This is a genomic window from Peribacillus cavernae, from assembly GCF_003989135.1.
In the GTDB taxonomy this organism is placed as follows: Bacteria; Bacillota; Bacilli; order Bacillales; family DSM-1321; genus Peribacillus; species Peribacillus cavernae.
Genome location: NZ_RYZZ01000046.1, coordinates 39,396 through 57,890, shown reverse-complemented (window position 1 = coordinate 57,890; position 18,495 = coordinate 39,396). Strand labels below are relative to the sequence as shown.

Sequence of the window (18,495 nt, the reverse complement as noted above, 5' to 3'; positions counted from 1 at the left end):
CTTGAGCGAAGCGAAAGGAATGAATATAACCATGGACGTTCGTGAAGGCTTGATTCCTACTACTTTAGGTACCGCTGTAACAGCTGCTGGTTATGCAATGAAACAAAACCGGGGTTCAAATAAAATGGTTGCCAATACAATATTCGGATTTGGATTGGCCCATGTGGTTCTTGGTGTCATTGACCTTGTGGAGCATCGTCGTTAGTACAGGAGGAGCACAATTTTGTGCTCCTTTTTTAGTTCATTCGCTCGAGGATTTGGTAATAGCTGATAAATTTTGCTGATAGATCATAAATTTTAAAAATAGCTCTTAAAATCCGATAATCGCTCTTAAATCCTGATAATCGCTCTTAAATTTAAATAATGGCTCATATAGGCAAAATATGCAGCTGAAAGGCAATCATTCATTGTCAAGGAATAACATTTACCCTGAATATTCTTTTATCGATAAAAAACGGACTAAACCATTAAGGCTTAGTCCGTTTTTGTCATTCTTATTTCTCCATCCACTCTGTATGGAAAGTGCCTTCTTTATCAATCCGTTGATAGGTGTGGGCGCCGAAATAATCACGCTGCGCCTGGATCAGGTTGGCAGGCAGTGTTTCGGTGCGGTAGCTGTCATAATAGGAAAGGGCTGCCGAGAGGCTCGGTACCGGAATTCCGTTCATGACGGCTGTTGATATTACTTCACGTAGTGCTCCCTGATAGCTTTCGACGATTTCCTTGAAATAAGGATCGAGCAACAGGTTGTTCAGGTTGGCATCACGGTCATAGGCATCCTTGATTTTTTGCAGGAACTGCGCGCGGATGATGCAGCCGCCGCGGAAAATCATTGCGATCTCGCCGTAGCTTAAATTCCAATTGTATTCTTCAGAGGCAGCCTTCATTTGTGCAAAGCCCTGGGCATAAGAACAAATTTTACTCATATACAGTGCTTTACGGATGCTTTCGATAAAAGCGTCCTTATCGCCTGAAAACGACTCTGCTTGAGGACCGCTCAACACTTTGCTTGCCGCGATGCGCTCATCCTTAAGAGCAGAGATAAAGCGTGCGAAAACGGATTCCGTAATAATTGGAAGCGGGACACCAAGGTCTAGGGCACTCTGGCTTGTCCACTTTCCTGTACCCTTTTGGCCGGCTTTATCGAGAATTACATCGACCATCGGTTTGCCGGTTTCGTCATCATATTTCTTAAAGATATCAGCGGTGATTTCGATTAAATAGCTATCCAGCTCGCCTTTATTCCAATCTGCGAAAACGCTGTGAAGTTCCTCGGCAGTAAGTCCAAGGATATTCTTCAATAAGAAATAAGATTCTGAAATCAGCTGCATGTCCCCGTACTCGATGCCATTATGGACCATTTTCACATAATGCCCGGCACCATCCGGGCCTATATATGTACAGCAGGCATCGCCGTTTACCTTAGCTGAGATGTCTTTTAGGATCGGGGCAACCAACTCGTAGGCTTCTTTTTGCCCGCCAGGCATAATGGAAGGCCCTGTCAAGGCTCCTTCTTCTCCGCCGGACACACCGGTACCAATAAAATGGATGCCAAGCTCACTCAGCTCTTCATTGCGGCGCTGAGTGTCCTTGAAAAAAGTGTTCCCACCGTCGATCACGATGTCGCCTTTATCAAGAAGGGGTTTAAGTTGTTCGATCGTTGCGTCCGTCGGTTCTCCGGCTTTAACCATTAATAAAATTTTGCGCGGACTTTCGAGTGACGAGACAAACTCGTCGAGGCTGTATGCAGGAACAACGTTTTTGCCACGGGCTTCATTCATCATCTGGTCGGTCTTTTCTCTTGAACGATTGTATACTGAGACAGAATAGCCTCGGCTTTCAATATTAAAAGCAAGATTCTTGCCCATTACGGCAAGCCCGATTACACCAATTTGCTGTTTTGACATATATTTTTCTTCCCTTCTTTATCTTATCGGACCACTATACTCTAACATCCTGACCACTGTTCAAACATCACGCCTATTCCTACATATTTTACACATTAACTGCAGATTTATCGAAAAAAAACGTTCATTTTTCGTCTTTTTTTGGAATGTTGATCGTTCCCGCTTTTAAACTAAAATTATGAAAAAAATCCTTGCTGAAACTGGTCTCCGTTACAATCGGGGGCTGTCCGATGCTTTTCACGGCAGGAACTCCTTTGTTAATGATGTTCTTGCCATACTTTATCTGCAATCGTTCTAATGCGTCATATAAAGATTCTTTTTCGGCATCCTTCTGATAGGAGAATAAATCGAGCTGCTTGAAGGCAAATTCTTTTTCAGTGACCTCGAAGGCTGTTACCCCTAACAGCCTGATTCCTTCCCCACTCCAATGCTTTTTAAAAAGTTCGACAGCCATAGCATGAATTTCACCCGCTTCGGAAAAAGGATTGTCGACCAGCCGGCTCCTCGTGATCGTCTTTCTATCTTTATAGCGAATCGTAACGCCGATTTTCTGGCCGACCAGCCCTTTATTCCTTAGCCGAAGGGCAACTTTTTCCGATAGTTTTCGCAAGATGGAAATCAAATCTTTTTGATTGGTTGAATCATGGGGCAGCGTCGTTGAATTTCCCACACTTTTATGTTCAAAAATAGACTCAGGATCGACCCGTCTTTGATCATTGCCGTTTGCCCGTTCTTTCAAACGCAGACCGTTAATGCCCACCACCTGCTTGATTTGGACTTCATTGGCCTTTGCTAAATCCCCGATGGTATTTATACCAATCCTCCCCATCTTTTCAGCAGTCTTTTTGCCGATTCCGTGCATGTCACCCACCGGAAGCGGCCAGAGTTTTTGCGGAACGTCACGTTTTCGTAAAATCGTGATACCCATTGGTTTTTTCATATCGGAAGCTGTTTTGGCAAGAAATTTATTGGGGGCGATTCCAATGCTGCACGGCAGATCCATCGTCTCAAAGATTTTTTTCTGTATGCCTTCAGCAATTTCGATGGGTGAGCCAATCTCACCGCAATCTGTTATGTCCAGGTATCCTTCATCTATTGAAACAGGCTCGACCCATTCTGTATACTGCCTGAGCAGTTCAAAAATGGACAGTGAAGCCGAACGGTACTTCTCGAAACTCGGCTTCATTACAACCAGCTGAGGACATAGCTTTTTTGCCTCCCATAAAGGCATTGTCGTTTTGACGCCAAACTTTCTTGCCTCATAGCTGCAGGTTACGATAATGCCCCTCCTTTCCTGTACATCACCGGCGATTGCCAGCGGTTTTCCTTTCAATGAAGGGTCTTGAGCCATTTCTACCGAGGCGTAAAAGCTATTCATATCAACATGGAGGATGACTCTTCCACTTTTCGGATACATATCATTCACCTCGGTCACTTCCTTTTCAAACACTGTATACATCTATTGTAACAAAACAGGTCAACAAACGACAAAGACGCTGAAAATTCAGCGCCTTTATTCCCGATATCTCTCGAAAATCTCCCCTTCCCTTTTAAATGCTTTTGAAAAATTACTCCCCTGCTACTTCCTGGACGATGGCAATGACCATCTCAGCAAGCTTTGTCAACTCTTCTACAGGAATCTTTTCATTCGTTGTGTGAATTTCTTCGTATCCTACTGCAAGGTTGACCGTCGGAATGCCAAAGCCAGCGATTACGTTCGCGTCGCTTCCGCCGCCGCTTTGCTGCAGTTCACAAGGTCGGCCGATTTTTTCGGCGGCTTTTCTTGCCACCTCGACAACATGATCGCCTGCGCCATATTTGAAACCTGGATACATGACGACTACTTCAACCTCTGCACGACCGCCCATTTCCATCGCAGCCGCAACAAACGCTTCCTTCATCTTGTTTGATTGCTGTTCCATTTTTTCAGGAATCAACGAGCGGGCCTCTGCCTGGATTTCCACATAGTCGCAGACGATATTCGTCTGAGTTCCGCCTTCGAAACGGCCGATATTGGCTGTCGTTTCTTCATCGATTCTGCCAAGCGACATTCTTGAGATCGCTTTGGAAGCAATCGTGATCGCCGAAATTCCTTTTTCGGGGGCGACACCGGCATGAGCTGTTTTCCCGTGAATCACCGCATTCACTTTAGCCTGAGTCGGTGCAGCAACGACGATATTACCTACTTTTCCATCACTATCAAGTGCGTAACCGAATTTTGCTGTTACTAAAGAACGGTCAAGCGCTTTAGCACCTACCAAACCGGACTCCTCACCGACGGTAATGATGAATTCAATTGTGCCATGTGCAATTTTTTGCTCCTGTAAAACTCTGATTGTTTCCAGCATGACAGCAAGTCCTGCTTTATCATCAGCACCAAGGATCGTCCTGCCGTCTGAAACGATATATCCATCTTTAATCGACGGCTTGATTCCTTTTCCCGGTACGACCGTATCCATATGGGACGTAAAGTAGATGGTTTCTGCATCTCCTTTTGTACCTTTAAGCGTACATACAAGGTTTCCGGCCCCATGACCAGTTTCACCGGTTGTATCGTCTTCAAATACATCGACGCCAAGCGCGGAAAACTTATCCTTCAGCTCCTTGGAAACTTCGGCTTCAAATTTTGTTTCCGAATCGATTTGAACCAATTCCATAAATTCCTGGACTAAACGCTCTTCATTAATCAAAGTACAAAACCTCCAAAAATTATCTACTGTCTAAGTATACCCCTGATATTCAGCAGGCGGCAAACTTTCGGAACCAATTTTTGACGTCTGGACCAGCTTTACAGTGGGATGTTCCCGTGTTTTTTATATGGACGGGACTCTTTCTTATTACGAAGCATTTCAAGCGCCTGGACAAGCTTGATCCTTGTGTCGCGCGGATCAATGACATCATCAACCATCCCCTGCCCTGCCGCTACATATGGATTGGCAAACTTTTCGCGGTATTCTTCTATCTTCTGGGCACGAGTCTGTTCCGGGCTTTCGCTGTTCTGGATTTCTCTTGCAAAAATAATATTGGCAGCTCCCTGAGACCCCATGACGGCAATTTCCGCATTTGGCCAAGCAAACACCAGATCCGCTCCGATCGATTTGCTGTTAAGAGCAACATAAGCACCGCCATATGCCTTGCGCAGAATGACCGTTAGCTTCGGCACGGTTGCCTCTGAATAGGCATAAAGGATTTTTGCACCATGCCTGATAATGCCTCCGTGCTCTTGTTTTACGCCTGGGAAAAAGCCAGAAACGTCTTCGAATGTAATAATCGGGATATTAAAAGAATCACAAAAGCGGATAAAGCGAGCCGCTTTATCGGAAGAATTGATATCCAGTCCCCCGGCCATGAATTTAGGCTGATTGCATACCAATCCCACCACTTCGCCCTTTATCCTCGCGAGGCCGATGACAATATTCTTAGCGAAATCCTTCTGTACCTCCATAAATGAATCTTTATCCGCAACTTCTGCTATTACGGTACGGACATCGTATGGACGAAGCCCGTCAAACGGAATTGTATCTGTCAAATCCGGGCGGTAATCATCCTCGTCATCGGGCTCAGTACGCGACGGTTTTTCTTCATTATTTTGCGGCAGATAGCTAAGAAGGTCCCGCACCATTCCAATTACTTCTTCTTCTGTTTCTCCCTGAAAGTGTGCGTTTCCACTGATGCTGTTATGTACACTTGCGCCTCCTAGATCCTCAGAGCTGATCTTTTCCCCGGTTACCGCCTCGATAACCTTTGGGCCGGTAACGAACATCTGGCTGGTTTTTTCGACCATGAAAACAAAATCGGTAATCGCAGGCGAATAAACAGCTCCACCGGCGCTGGGCCCCATGATCACAGAAATTTGCGGAATCACTCCTGAATAAATCGCGTTCCGGTAAAAAATATGGCCATAGCCGTCCAGGGAAACGACACCTTCTTGAATACGGGCACCGCCTGAATCATTCAATCCGACAAAGGGAGCGCCGTTTTTCGCGGCGAGATCCATGACGTTAACAATTTTCTTAGCATGCATTTCCCCAAGAGCACCGCCAAAAACGGTAAAGTCCTGCGAAAATAAATAAATCGGTTTTCCATTTACTTTGCCATAGCCGGTTACAACACCGTCGCCAGGACCCTTCACGCCATCGAGGCCAAAGTCACGGCTGCGGTGCTCAATGAAAGGGTTTAATTCGACAAATGTTCCCGGGTCGACCAGCAGCTCAATCCGTTCCCTGGCGGTAAGCTTCCCTTTTTCGTGCTGCTTATCAATTCGGTCATCGCCGCCGCCAAGCTCGATTTCACGGCGCCGGTCATATAGTTCATTGATTTTTTCATAGATATCTGTCATTCATGATCCTCCTCTGTCTGGTTCCGTTCACAAAATTCATAAAGAATGCCTGCTGTTGCTTTCGGATGCAGAAAGGCAACATTGGCATGATGAGCGCCGATCCTTGACTTCTCATCAATCATTTTCATGCCCTTTTCCTTGATTTGCTGAATTCTCGTTTCAATATTTTCCACCCCCAGGGCGATGTGATGAATGCCCTGTCCCCGCTTTTCAATGAATTTTGCGATCGGGCTGTCCGGAGATAACGCTTCCAACAGTTCCAGCATGGTGTTTCCGGCAGAGACAAAAGCGACCCTGACACCTTGGCTTTCCACCGTTTCCACACCCTCAAGCTTTAACTGAAAGACATCTGTATAAAGCGGCAGGGCTTCGTCTAATGATGAAACGGCAATTCCGATATGATCAATATTTTTTATCATAAAAAAGTCCCCCATCTTCATTTGACAATTATTTAACTATAACAATATTCAACAAAAAGCGGCAAAAATCCTGCTTAAAAGTCTGTAAAAATATATCAAAATTAGCGCTTGTCTCCTTCTAACGGCCGCGTTACAATAAAAGTAATCCATTCCAACAGGGGGACCATGATGAGAAATAGAAAAATCAGAAAAGTAGTCATCTATTTGATGCTGATATCCATGCTGTTAACATCATTAATGTCGGGGTTGGCATTTGTTTTATAAAAATAAGGGTCTTAGCAAGGGAAGACATCTTCTTTTGCTAAGGCCCTATTTCGTTCCTGACACTATTTAATCGCACCATTTTGTTTAGCAAGTGTATAAAAATCCTTAGTAGATCTGGTGACAAGAATTTTAGTTCCGATTGGAACTTTATTATAAAGTCTCTCTACATCAGCGTTTTTCAAGCGTATACAACCTGCTGAGATATTTTTTCCAACCGTCCAGGGCTGATTTGTCCCGTGGACCCCATATATTCTTCCGTCTGTATTCTTGGCATCAAAGCCGATCCACCTTGTTCCTAATGGATTCTTTGGATCACCGCCGGGAATATTCTTTTTCCGGTAATATGGGTTAACGGCTTTTACTTTCACGGTAAATAATCCTTCCGGAGTTAATTCATCGCTTTTCCCTGTCCCGGCAGGCAAGACCTCCTGCACAGCATTGTCGTCTATGAAAGCAAGCTTATTTGTAGCCTTGTTAACGATTAAAAAAGGATCTCCCGGCTTTACAGCGGGTGCATCAGGATAAACAGGTGAAACCGTTAGGGCAAGCAGAATAGAAAGTAGCAGCTTCATGATGTACCTCCCTTGCGTTTTCCTTATTTTAAGCAAGGGAACTGCTTTTCATTCGGCCTTTTGTTTTTACTGGAAGACCCTTGAAAGAATGCTTGAGCTCGAGATACCGCTCTATTTCCTTCATGAGCTGTAATAAAGCCGCCCTGGATTCAAATTCTTCACGTGTAACCGGCAGATCCATTTCCTTAAATCTCCCTCTCATGTCTTCAAGTTCGCGCAGGTAAATGATCGCTGTATTTTGCGGATGGACGTTTTCACTTAATTTTCCAATGAATTGAGCAAGGATCCCGCTCTGTTTTACGTTCGTTGGAATATTCGTCACAAGGGGGAGAATCCGCTCGATGATTTCAAATTGCTTCTCGCGCATCTTGAAATAATGATAATAAATATCTTCTTCCCTAAAAAAGTGATTTTCAACATCACGGAATGCAAGCGATTTTGCTTCCGCCAGAAGCCGGTTCGTCTCTGTAATTTCCCTACCGTCCCAATCGCTGTCGTTTGTCCGTAAGTAATTGACAATTTCCATCAAAATCGCACTGAAATTTTTTTCAATTTCTTCCTGATAACTAATCAACTTATTTTCCAGACTTGGCATATAAAGGTTCATGATCAGGGCAACCCCGATGCCAATTGTTATTAAAGCAACTTCATTTAGCCAAAGATCCAGCGTTACCTTGCCTGCAGAGTAAAAATGGAGAATGATGACACAGCTTGTGACAATGCCTTCATTGACCTTCAGTGCCACTGTAGTTGGGATAAATAGCAGAAGTATCAATCCGATCACAACCGGATGGTAGGCAATTGCTGCAAACAGGATGGATGAAAAAGCCATTGAAAGCACGCAGGCAAAAAACCTGGACCGGGCTGCTTTCAATGATTTTTTCTTTGTGACCTGGATGCAGAGAATCGCTAAAATGCCTGCCGAAGCAAAGTTATCGAGACCAAACAGCTGTGCAATGATGATCGCCACTGTGGCCCCTAAAGCAGTTTTGATCGTTCGATATCCAATTTTAAACATGATAGATCACCTGTGTTTTTTCCATATTACTTATAGTATCAGCTAAACAGGATATTTCACATTAAATGTTTACAAAATGACAAGGATTTATCAGTTGCCTTGTTAACTAATCTAAAGAAAGACAAAAAAATAGACCCCCGAGTTTAGCAGCTAGGTGAGGTCAATTTTTGTAACCAACAGACGCTGACCCCTTTGAAGGGTACGTCTTATTGCTGACCGGAGATGTTACAGCATCTTCGGTCTTTTACTATCATATGGCAATGGGTTAAATATATTCAATATGAATATCTAATCTATATTCATTATACAACAATTTGTCCAAAAATAAACAACCGATTGCATTTTAAAGAAGCTCTGCTTCATTTACAGTACCTTTTCAAGGAAATCACGGGCGCGCTGGCTTTTTGGATTTGTAAAGAATTCCTCCGGTGCTGTATTCTCCAACAGATTCCCTCCATCCAGGAATAAGACACGATCGGCAACCTCCCGGGCAAAGCCCATTTCATGAGTGACAATCGCCATCGTCATCCCGGTATGGGCCAAAGATTTCATTACCTCGAGCACTTCCTTTACCATCTCCGGGTCTAACGCAGAAGTTGGTTCATCAAAGAGCATCACTTCCGGATTCATCGCAAGCGCCCGCGCAATCGCAACGCGTTGCTTTTGGCCGCCGGAAAGACGGTTAGGGTATTCATTCTCTTTATCGGAAAGCCCCACCTTTTTCAATAGCTCGCGCCCCTGCGATTCGGCTTCTGCCTTTGACAGTCCTTTTACTTTCATCGGTGCGTAGGTCAGGTTCCCTAGCACGGTTTTATGAGGAAACAGGTGAAAGTGCTGAAATACCATTCCGACATTTTCGCGGACCTTCATGATATTGGTCTTGTTATCTGTTACCTCGGAATCACCAATCCAGATTTGTCCCATTGTCGGTCTTTCCAGGAGATTAAGGCATCGTAAAAAAGTTGATTTCCCAGAGCCTGATGGACCAATGATTGCGACTACTTCACCATCTTTAATCGCCGTGTTAATCCCTTTCAATACCTCAAGCTTTCCAAAGCTTTTATGGAGATTGTCAATTTTAATCACTGCGTCTCATTCTCCTTTCAATCGCTTTTCCAATCAGGGTTAAAATCATCACCATTACATAATAAATAAGGCCCGCAAATAAAATCGGTTCGAAAAATTTATACGTTTCACCGCCGACAATATAGGAACGGCGCATGATGTCTGAGAGACCGATAACAGTAACCACGGCTGATTCCTTTGTCAATGAAATAAACTCATTCATTAATGCAGGCAGAATGTTTTTTAAAGCCTGCGGCAGGATGATATTTGTCATCATGCTGCGGTAAGGCACTCCGAGCGCCAACGCAGCTTCCTGCTGACCCTTGTCAACAGCAAGGATCCCGCCGCGGATAATTTCCGATATATACGCGGCCGAATTCAAGCCAAACGATAGAAATGCCGCTGTATAAGCTTCAATCTGGACACCAAAAACCTGAGGCGATCCGAAATAAATTAGCATTAATTGAAGCACAAGCGGTGTTCCGCGAAAAATCGATGTATAGAAATCTGCCAACCAGTTTAAAGGCTTGATCCTGCTGATTTTTAACAATGAAAGAATGGTTCCGAGCACAAACCCGAGTAATGCTGCAGCCGCAACAACCTGGAGCGTCATCGGAATCCCTTCCAAAATAAATGGCAAAGAAGGCATAATTCGTTCAAAATCAAGATTCAATGTATGTTCACCTCTCAGGAAAATAGACTAATAACCGCGGAAAAACGTCCAGACAGGCAGAGCCGTTCTGAACGTTTCCCTAATACTAAATGATTTACTTGGTTTCGCCATCGCCAAACCATTTTACGACTAATTTTTCAAGTTCGCCGTTTTCTTGCATTTTCTTTAACTCAGCATTGAATTTCTCGGTTAACTCACTGCCTTTCTGAAAAGCAATTGCAGAACCAGCGTCTTCTGCGCCACTTTCAATCACATGGCCGGCAAGTTCTTTATTATCATCCAAGTACCCTTTCGCCACTGTATCTTCAATGATGGCCGCATCAAAGCGGCCAGCATTCATTTCCTGAACCAATTCTGGGATACGGTTTCGCTTTTCAATTTTCATATTAATATGATCTTTTTTAACAAAGTCAGTAGCGAGTCCATCCTGGATGGAAGCAAGCTGAACACCAACTGTTTTCCCCTTCAGATCTTCAGGTGTTTCGATTTTGCTGTCTTTATTGGTGACGATCATATGTTTTGCCGTGTAGTAAGTGTCACTGAAATCAACGGTTTTCTTCCGTTCTGCCGTAGGAGTCATTCCGGAAAGAACCAAATCCACCTGTCCGTTCTCCAAAGCAGGCACGAGACCATTAAAATCAATATCCTGAACTTGAATTTCATATCCCAATTTCTTGCCGATCGCCTTTGCCAAATCTACATCAAAACCCTGAATTTCATCACTCTTGGCTGTTTCAATGAATTCGAATGGCGGATAATCAGCAGAAGTCCCCATTTTCAATACTTTCTTTTCGCCGTTCCCTGCACCATTGCCCGTACTTCCTTCCTTTTCAGAAGTTCCGCACGCAGCAAGAACGCCAACCAATAATACAGAAGTCAACATTCCCATCAGCAGCTTTTTCATATTCATGATGTTTTCCTCCAATAGTAATTTTCTGAATACTTTATTAGTTCATACAGATATTTATTGTTTTATGAATAGAAGTGACATGCAATAAAATCCACGTTCAAATACCTATACGCTAAAATGTATTTTAACATAATTAAATATTTATGCAACATGATACATAAAAATAATTGTTTGGTAGAATAATATTCTTTTTTCATAATAGCTTTTCCAAGTATTGAGCGGTTTAAAAAAAGGAATAAACAGTAGAAAGGACGGAAACTCAAGAAATCTTATCTTTGAGTTTCCGTCCTTTTTTAGTTCTGTTACCTTTACTTGATTCAGTTCCGTAACTGAACCGTTTTAACCTGCCGGCAAAACCTAGTTATATAATCTGCGTAATCGGGTACATATAGCACGATAGCCCATAAAGTTTGGGGAAGTCTTGACGATAACAATGGGAAACCAATATAATTCTACAGATTAAATGTTAAAAAAAGGGTAGATGAAGCAGTTAAATTACTGCTTCATCTACCCTTTTTTCTGGAATTCCCTCTGTAATAGGTTCAAAAAACTGTTTACCAAACCCAGGACCAATAAATCCAATTAACAAGAGTCAAGAGAATGCCCAATGAAAGGTTAACCCAGCCCATAACGAGCGCGGCTTTTCTTTCTTTTTTTAAACCTTTATTTTTGTTTGCCTTTACATCTGTAAACAGTAGCAACAAACCGGTTATTAGAAAAAGAGAGACAGCATAGCCTATAAAACCAATATTATTCACAACAATGATTTTTCCTTTCATCTTACGTTATTTGGCTTTCATGCCGGCACGGCGAATATTAACTTTTACTTTCACATCAAAGGAAAGGTTTTCGTAAATTGCCTCCCAGTTTTCTTTTTCCCTGACGTTCTTGTTCCAATAATCGGGAAACTTTGCCCTGAAATGCTCGCCGTATCCAAAAATGTCGGACCTTGTTTTTTGTGTTTTAGAGATTAATTCACTGACCGCTTGGTCGACACTTTTTTCGGTTTCCTTCTCGATTCTTCGGATATCTTCAGCTGTTTTAACGGTGATGTCGGGATTTTCTTTCTCTTCGATGTCACTTTCATAATAAATTTTCACAAAAATATGCGGCTTTCCATTTTGTAAGCTTGCTTTTATTTTTGTTCTTCGTTTGATCGGTTGAACTACTACGACCTCATCTGTGTTCGGAACTTCCACAAATGTTCCGTAGCCCCCTGTCTTTTCTCCGATGGCAGCCATATATGCACCAATTTCCAACGGTTTTGTTTTTCCCACCATTTTATCCCCTCGAAAATACGCAAGGCCACTGATTTGTATCGTTCCATCCTCTTTGATGTCCAGATATGGAAGATAGCCATCTTGCCCTTTGCTTGACAGAATACTCCAAAATAGCCCGATGAAACTATGAGGAAATTTTCCTAACATCACCAAATTTTCGACCATTGCTGCCAAATAAAGCGCTGGAACGGGCTCTAATTCTGGAGATGCATCCATGTATTTTGAAGCCTTTTCCTTTGAAACTACGAATGATGCCGTTCTTCTAATTTGCGGATTGCGTTTTAAGTAGTCGTTAAAACGCTGGGTACCATTTTTCGCCATTTCTTCACTCAGGACAATGATCCTTAAATGCCCTAAAAACAACTCATCTGCGACTTCTTGTTGAAGATTGAGCATTGCATCTTCAATGGTGTGTCCTACAACATGAATTACCACCACTGATTTTTGTTCCCCATTGCCACCACCGCCTGTTTGCGGACCTAATGGAATTCGGCCAGGAACGGCAATTTGTGCACTAAGCTTAATCATTCCCTCTTTAGGAGTCGGAAATTTCCCTTTTAAATGAGCAATTTCCCCCTCTTCTTCCTCTTCATTTGGGGCTTTATCTATCCCCATTGCCAGAACGACTGCGCGTTCCTCAATTTCTCGACTATCCCAACAACCGGTTAGAAGGGGCACCAGAAGAAAGAACAAAAAGGTCAATTTCACTTTACGGCTGTTTGTACCCACTCTTCCCCCTCCTCCTCTTACCTTTCATAAAATCGATTATTAATAATAAGAGCGGATAAAGAATGGTAATAGTAAGCCCAACTTTCCCCACGTTTTCAATGAATTGATACAATTGAAAAATGTTTAGCGGCAGCATGGCCAAAATAAAGACAAACGGAAGAATGAAATAAGCGAGCATTTTATGATCCTGTAATTGGAAAAACTGTTTTATCGAAAAAGCGGTAAAATAATAACTCGAAAATAAGGTCGTAAATACAGCGGTAACCCAGACAGATAAAAAAACAACATCTAAACGTTGTAATATGTTCCCCGGTAAAAAAGTGGTTCTCGCAAGTTCTAATGTAGGCCAAAAGAGTTGTTTTATTTCTTCCGTGCCAAAAACTGAAACTGTTGCGACAACAATCAGCAAATACAACCCACCAGATATAAGGATTGCCCACATACTTGCCTTCATCGCTTTTTTTGGATGCTTCATAGCAGGAATAATCAGTGTCATGATAAAGGAACCTTGAAACAAGGATGCTATCATTAATGTCCCTGAAAACATCTCGTTAAAGTTATTTCCTGTAAGAGGCTGCAGGTAAATCATATTGCCATTCTGTAAAGAGAACACGACAATAATTAAGGCCGGAGCCAATATAATCGGAACGTAAAAATTGTGTATATAGGCAAACGTATTAATGTTATTCCGTACACTTACTGCAGCTAATAGAAGCATGACAATCACGACAATCTCAAGCGGTGTTTCCCCCAAAATAGCCGTGATGACGACAGCACCAAATTCACGTGAGGCAAACCCTGTTAAAAATGCAAAAAAGATGATAACAATTAAGCTGCAGATTTTACCCCACCATTTTCCCAGGATCTCTTCACTGTAGGCAATAATCGTTTTCTGTGGATGGCGCATGCCCAGTTTGGTAATAATGAAAAGTCCTATGGCAGCTATTCCAATCCCTAACAGCGTGACAAGCGGAGCTCCTGTATCCCCTGCTCTTACAGCAAACAGCGGCAAAGGCAAAATCCCAACCCCGATAATGGTGCTAATTAAGATTGTCGCTGCTTGAAGGGTTGTTATTTCTCTCGAATCCTCCACTTGTGTCACCCTCCTGTTGATCGTTTCCGAATTTATTCTCCGCCATCGTTTTGTTTCTCTTCCCTCCTATTCTTTTATCGTTTGCTGACTGAAGAAATGCGGGCCTTTTCGGCATCAACCATAAAGGGCTTCTAAACACGACATCTTTCCATCCCTGATAATTTCCCGGAGAAACCGGTGACATATAGGGGACTCCGAATGATTTTAACGAGAGCATATGGTTAAAAATGAAAATGACTCCAATTACGACTCCGTAGAGACCGAAAACCCCTGCTAAAATAATAATGGGAAACCGAAGCATTCTTAGTGCAAAGGCAGCCGTATAAGCAGGTGTTGCAAAAGAACCTATCGTTGTCAACGCGATTACTACAATCGTAATGGGACTTGCCAGCCCCGCATTCACAGCTGCTTCACCGATTACAAGCACTCCGACAATTGATAACGCTCCGCCTACTTGTTTCGGAAGCCTGACAGTTGCTTCCCGCAGTACTTCCATCGAGACCTCGATCAGTAACACTTCAATAACTGCAGGATAAGGGACACCAGCTCGCCCTCCTGCCACGGCAACGGCAAACTCTGTTGGCAGCAATTCTGGATTAAAGGAAATGAACGACACATAAAGAGAAGGAATAATGAGCGAAAAAACCAGCGCCAACATACGTGCAATTCTGACAAAACTGCCTATCAAAAATCTGGATGAATAGTCTTCAACCGTTTGATAAAACTGATTGAAAACCACTGGAACTACCAAAGCAAACGGAGAACCGTCAACTAAAATAGCCACTCTTCCTTCTAAAATATTGGCCACCGTTTTATCCGGCCTTTCCGTGCTTTGAACTTGAGGAAACGGCGAATATGGATTATCCTCAATGAATTGCTCCAAATACCCCGCATCCATTATGGCGTCAATATCGATTTCAGATAGCCGTTTCTCTACTTCGCTGACAACTCCATTATTCGCTATTCCTTTTATATAACAAACAGCCACCGTTGATTTTGTGATACGTCCTATCGTCATTGTTTTCACACGCAAGTCAGCAGTTGGAAGCCGATAGCGCAGCAACGAAATATTGGTAGCAATGTTTTCGATAAATCCTTCACGTGGCCCTAAAATAGCCTGTTCTGTTTCTGGCTGTTCAATGGCCCGTTTCTCTACAGTGCGAGTACCGATATGGAAAGCTTCCGCTATACCATCAATAACAATGACTGTTTCTCCACGTAAGATGAAATCGATTAACTGATCCAGACAATCGTCAATCTTAACTTGACTGTGATAAAGCGTTTCATTAGTAATGACGTCCTTTAACTCGGCCAGTAAAATCTCTTTTTCAGATAAATGCAGCGGCACATACATTAATGGCTTTAAAATATCATTATTAAGGATGTCTTGATTCGTTAAGTTTGTAAAATAAAACATAACAGCACGAAACCGGCCAAATATTCGAAAGTGCTTACTAGCAAAATCATCATTATCGCCAAGTATTTCCTTCATAAAATGAACCGTTTCATCAAGGGAAGCGGAAATTCTTTCTTGATCATGTGCCCTTAAAGTCTTGCTGGGAATTTCCTCAGACGAAGCATTACGGAGAGTTTTTCTTTGGTAACGGTTACGAAAAAAAGACAAGGTATCACCACCCTTTTTATTACTTTGTACCTGTAATAAAAAACTATACCTTTATTACCAAATTGTTGTAGAAAACATATATTCATTCCCTCTATAGCCCACCGTCATTTCTTCTTTTATTACGTCTTAAGTAATTTAAAGTTCCTTTGGTAATAATAAATAGGAGTAAATTAACAATAGAAGGCGGATTTCTCTATGGAAAGAATCATTTTGTGGGCGTTTTTTATAATCGGAATTGCCCTATTATTTTTTAGTTTAAGAAAAGCTGTAATCAAAGACTGGATTTTAATTTTCTTATTGAATGCTTATCTTTCAACGTTTGTTGGTGTTTTTGTTGTTGAAGAAAAACTGCTTGAATACCCTGTAAGGTTTTTAAGCAACTATTTCGGTACTAGCCTCCTTTATGAATACCTTCTTTTTCCAGTTATTTGTATTTACTTTTATCAAACAACTTATCATTCAAAATATCTCAACATAATTCTACAAGGTGCATTGTATACCTCTGCTTTAACGATCATTGAGGTTCTTATTGAAAAATATACCGATTTAATTAAATATCATACATGGACATGGATGCACACATTTATTAGCACCTTTTTTCTAATGATTTTTCTCCGTATCTTAATGCAATTGATAAACAAGAAAGAAAGTTAAATCAAAAGTTTTCAGCTATTTTCTTGTGGTATTTTTTGTAAGATTCATGTAAATAATAGTAACCAGAATGTAAATAGGAGAAGGTAGAATGAACTTAATCCTTATGACCCTGGTTATCCTTTTTTCTTTGGTAAAAGGGGATTGGAGAAACTGGGAGAAATACTACCCTACAATGCTATTCATGTCTTTATCAGCTTTTATTTATGAGTTTATATCGCATAGTAACTACCATCTATGGGAATTGAATCCGGATCTTATTTTTAATCGTATGATTGTGCATTTTACAAACAACCTTATTGTAAATCCTTTAGTAGTTTTGACTTTTCTGTCTAATTACCCAAGTATACTTAAGAAGAAAATTACATACTTCTTAAAGTGGACCCTTACTTTTTTGCTAATAGAATGGGGAGGCCACCAGCTTGGTATGTTATCTTATCATAATGGCTGGCATTTTGGATGGTCATCTTTATTTGTTATTATTATGTTTCCTATGATACGACTTCATCATATTAATAAACTTCGGGCATTAATACTTTCGGTTATTTTTGCGGTGTTTTACTTGGTTATTTTTAATTACATATAGGTATCCTTAGAAGAGAATGCTACTGCTTTGGTAATCCCGGCGGATAATAATAGGGAGGAACTTTTATCCAACCTCTTTTTCGCATTAAATATTTTAACGAGGTTCCAAATTTCATTTTCTCTAACATACATTGAGTAAATAAAGCACCTACATCATTTCTAATACTTTGACTTACCGCAGAAGCGCAAGCGGTAATAGCTGCAACTGTCTTTATACTTAAGCCGTTCATAATTTCATCATCGGTCAGTTTAACTCCTAACGGCACACTATTTGGTTCAGAATTCGGACGTTGCTCACTGGTTGGCGGTAAATGAACGCCTTCCTTTTTCAAAAATTCCTTAAATCTTTTTCCTTGAGTTTCACACTGATTTAAGCTTTCTTTTAATATGTTTTTGACATCATCATCAGTTGTTGTATTAAGTCCTATTTGGATATAGACTGCTGCTTCATCCATTGTAGCTAAGTAGAGCCAACAACTCATAACCTCTCCTACATGCAACGGATTTTTTGGTTCATTATCTAAAGACATTTGCAAAAAATCTTTTACAGCTTCAAAAATTGTGGTCATAGGTAATCTCTCCAATCCAAAATTCAATTTTTTTTTAGTTTTTACGAAACAGTAAAATATATTCAAATCATTGTAATGTTTTTGGAATTAATGAATTAAAATAAAAGACAGAAAAAAAAGCATAATCTCCTCACAGATTGAGGAATTATACCTTTTTTTACGTTAAGAGGACTTTTTCAGCGGCCTCGGAAATATCGAGTCTTACACTTCTTCACAATATTGATCAAAGTAGCTTTGCAGCTTATTGACTACGGACATTGGATCATGTCCTTCAATTTCGTGTCTTTCAATCATGGTCAGGAATTTTCCATCTTTTAGGATTGCAAATGATGGAGAAGATGGCGGATAGCCTTCAAAATAGTCACGCGCTTTTTCCGTTGCTTCTTTATCCTGGCCGGCAAATACTGTTACGAGATGGTCCGGGCGATTATCATAGTGAACCGAATGGGCGGCAGCAGGTCTTGCAATTCCACCGGCGCAACCGCAAACAGAGTTAACCATAACAAGAGTTGTTCCTTTTTGTGCGAAAGCTTCCTCTACATCCTGGGGTGTTGATAGTTCCGTATATCCAGCAGTCGCGATCTCCTGACGAGCCTGACGAACTACATCATTCATTAAAAAGTTAAAATCCATACTCATCGAACTAACTCCTCTCGATATTTTTTTCTACACTATTATAATAACAGTGTGACATTCCAGATACAATCTTAATGCAATCAAGAAAAAGATGTTTAAGTTCCAGCTGCAACGGGTAAAATATCAATACAACTAGAACCATACCCCTAACTCCCTAGATT

General features: G+C 41.6%; 20 protein-coding genes. 4 read left to right on the top strand and 16 right to left on the bottom strand.

Annotated features, from left to right (window positions below; all coding sequences use genetic code 11):
• Positions 1 to 31: 31 nt before the first annotated feature.
• The gene (locus ELQ35_RS21460) at positions 32 to 205 is read left to right on the top strand and encodes an asparagine synthase (RefSeq protein ID WP_126867223.1); all 174 of its coding nucleotides are present in this window, start codon (positions 32 to 34) and stop codon (positions 203 to 205) included.
• A gap of 289 nt (positions 206 to 494) precedes the next feature.
• Here ELQ35_RS21460 and gndA read toward each other — a convergent pair whose 3' ends face one another.
• From gndA to mce, 5 genes are all read right to left on the bottom strand, one after another.
• Complete coding sequence (gndA, locus tag ELQ35_RS21455) at positions 495 to 1,907, bottom strand: NADP-dependent phosphogluconate dehydrogenase (RefSeq protein WP_126867219.1); 1,413 nt, start codon at positions 1,905 to 1,907, stop codon at positions 495 to 497.
• A gap of 124 nt (positions 1,908 to 2,031) precedes the next feature.
• Positions 2,032 to 3,333 (bottom strand): DNA polymerase IV, encoded by a 1,302-nt coding sequence (locus tag ELQ35_RS21450; RefSeq protein WP_126867218.1) that lies wholly within the window; start codon positions 3,331 to 3,333, stop codon positions 2,032 to 2,034.
• A 142-nt stretch (positions 3,334 to 3,475) separates the two neighbouring features.
• Positions 3,476 to 4,597 carry a M20/M25/M40 family metallo-hydrolase gene (locus ELQ35_RS21445; protein WP_126867217.1) on the bottom strand — a complete coding sequence of 374 codons (1,122 nt, stop codon included), beginning with the start codon at positions 4,595 to 4,597 and terminating at the stop codon, positions 3,476 to 3,478.
• 98 nt (positions 4,598 to 4,695) lie between these two features.
• Positions 4,696 to 6,246, bottom strand: coding sequence for an acyl-CoA carboxylase subunit beta (locus tag ELQ35_RS21440; RefSeq protein WP_126867216.1), 1,551 nt, complete (start codon positions 6,244 to 6,246; stop codon positions 4,696 to 4,698).
• The gene (mce, locus tag ELQ35_RS21435; RefSeq protein ID WP_126867215.1) at positions 6,243 to 6,665 is read right to left on the bottom strand and encodes a methylmalonyl-CoA epimerase; all 423 of its coding nucleotides are present in this window, start codon (positions 6,663 to 6,665) and stop codon (positions 6,243 to 6,245) included. Before mce ends, ELQ35_RS21440 begins: the two co-directional genes overlap by 4 nt.
• A gap of 168 nt (positions 6,666 to 6,833) precedes the next feature.
• Here mce and prli42 point away from each other — a divergent pair, with 168 nt between their 5' ends.
• Positions 6,834 to 6,929, top strand: coding sequence for a stressosome-associated protein Prli42 (gene prli42, locus ELQ35_RS22760; protein WP_185861855.1), 96 nt, complete (start codon positions 6,834 to 6,836; stop codon positions 6,927 to 6,929).
• A gap of 62 nt (positions 6,930 to 6,991) precedes the next feature.
• On the opposite strand, the gene ELQ35_RS21430 is transcribed toward prli42, so the two are convergent.
• From ELQ35_RS21430 to ELQ35_RS21390, 9 genes are all read right to left on the bottom strand, one after another.
• Positions 6,992 to 7,501, bottom strand: a complete 510-nt coding sequence (locus tag ELQ35_RS21430) for a L,D-transpeptidase (protein WP_126867214.1) — start codon at positions 7,499 to 7,501, stop codon at positions 6,992 to 6,994.
• Positions 7,502 to 7,529: 28 nt separating this feature from the next.
• Positions 7,530 to 8,519, bottom strand: a complete 990-nt coding sequence (locus ELQ35_RS21425; protein ID WP_126867213.1) for an aromatic acid exporter family protein — start codon at positions 8,517 to 8,519, stop codon at positions 7,530 to 7,532.
• Positions 8,520 to 8,882: 363 nt separating this feature from the next.
• The gene (locus tag ELQ35_RS21420; protein WP_126867212.1) at positions 8,883 to 9,605 is read right to left on the bottom strand and encodes an amino acid ABC transporter ATP-binding protein; all 723 of its coding nucleotides are present in this window, start codon (positions 9,603 to 9,605) and stop codon (positions 8,883 to 8,885) included.
• Positions 9,598 to 10,233 (bottom strand): amino acid ABC transporter permease, encoded by a 636-nt coding sequence (locus ELQ35_RS21415; protein WP_281278149.1) that lies wholly within the window; start codon positions 10,231 to 10,233, stop codon positions 9,598 to 9,600. Before ELQ35_RS21415 ends, ELQ35_RS21420 begins: the two co-directional genes overlap by 8 nt.
• A gap of 118 nt (positions 10,234 to 10,351) precedes the next feature.
• Complete coding sequence (locus ELQ35_RS21410) at positions 10,352 to 11,161, bottom strand: transporter substrate-binding domain-containing protein (protein ID WP_126867222.1); 810 nt, start codon at positions 11,159 to 11,161, stop codon at positions 10,352 to 10,354.
• Positions 11,162 to 11,721: 560 nt separating this feature from the next.
• A complete protein-coding gene (locus ELQ35_RS21405; RefSeq protein ID WP_126867210.1) occupies positions 11,722 to 11,925 on the bottom strand; it encodes a CLC_0170 family protein in 204 nt (67 codons plus the stop codon).
• A 27-nt stretch (positions 11,926 to 11,952) separates the two neighbouring features.
• Complete coding sequence (locus ELQ35_RS21400) at positions 11,953 to 13,176, bottom strand: Ger(x)C family spore germination protein (protein WP_126867209.1); 1,224 nt, start codon at positions 13,174 to 13,176, stop codon at positions 11,953 to 11,955.
• Positions 13,157 to 14,269, bottom strand: a complete 1,113-nt coding sequence (locus ELQ35_RS21395) for a GerAB/ArcD/ProY family transporter (RefSeq protein WP_126867208.1) — start codon at positions 14,267 to 14,269, stop codon at positions 13,157 to 13,159. Before ELQ35_RS21395 ends, ELQ35_RS21400 begins: the two co-directional genes overlap by 20 nt.
• The gene (locus tag ELQ35_RS21390) at positions 14,217 to 15,893 is read right to left on the bottom strand and encodes a spore germination protein (RefSeq protein WP_370873518.1); all 1,677 of its coding nucleotides are present in this window, start codon (positions 15,891 to 15,893) and stop codon (positions 14,217 to 14,219) included. Before ELQ35_RS21390 ends, ELQ35_RS21395 begins: the two co-directional genes overlap by 53 nt.
• 195 nt (positions 15,894 to 16,088) lie before the next feature.
• Here ELQ35_RS21390 and ELQ35_RS21385 point away from each other — a divergent pair, with 195 nt between their 5' ends.
• The gene (locus ELQ35_RS21385) at positions 16,089 to 16,547 is read left to right on the top strand and encodes a CBO0543 family protein (RefSeq protein WP_126867207.1); all 459 of its coding nucleotides are present in this window, start codon (positions 16,089 to 16,091) and stop codon (positions 16,545 to 16,547) included.
• An 88-nt stretch (positions 16,548 to 16,635) separates the two neighbouring features.
• Positions 16,636 to 17,130, top strand: coding sequence for a CBO0543 family protein (locus ELQ35_RS23505; RefSeq protein ID WP_126867206.1), 495 nt, complete (start codon positions 16,636 to 16,638; stop codon positions 17,128 to 17,130).
• A gap of 19 nt (positions 17,131 to 17,149) precedes the next feature.
• Here the strand turns inward: ELQ35_RS23505 and ELQ35_RS21375 are convergent, their stop codons facing one another.
• Positions 17,150 to 17,698: a DUF3231 family protein gene (locus tag ELQ35_RS21375; RefSeq protein WP_126867205.1), complete on the bottom strand. Its 549-nt coding sequence runs from the start codon at positions 17,696 to 17,698 to the stop codon at positions 17,150 to 17,152.
• A 201-nt stretch (positions 17,699 to 17,899) separates the two neighbouring features.
• Positions 17,900 to 18,337 carry a BrxA/BrxB family bacilliredoxin gene (locus ELQ35_RS21370; protein WP_126867204.1) on the bottom strand — a complete coding sequence of 146 codons (438 nt, stop codon included), beginning with the start codon at positions 18,335 to 18,337 and terminating at the stop codon, positions 17,900 to 17,902.
• Positions 18,338 to 18,495: the final 158 nt, after the last annotated feature.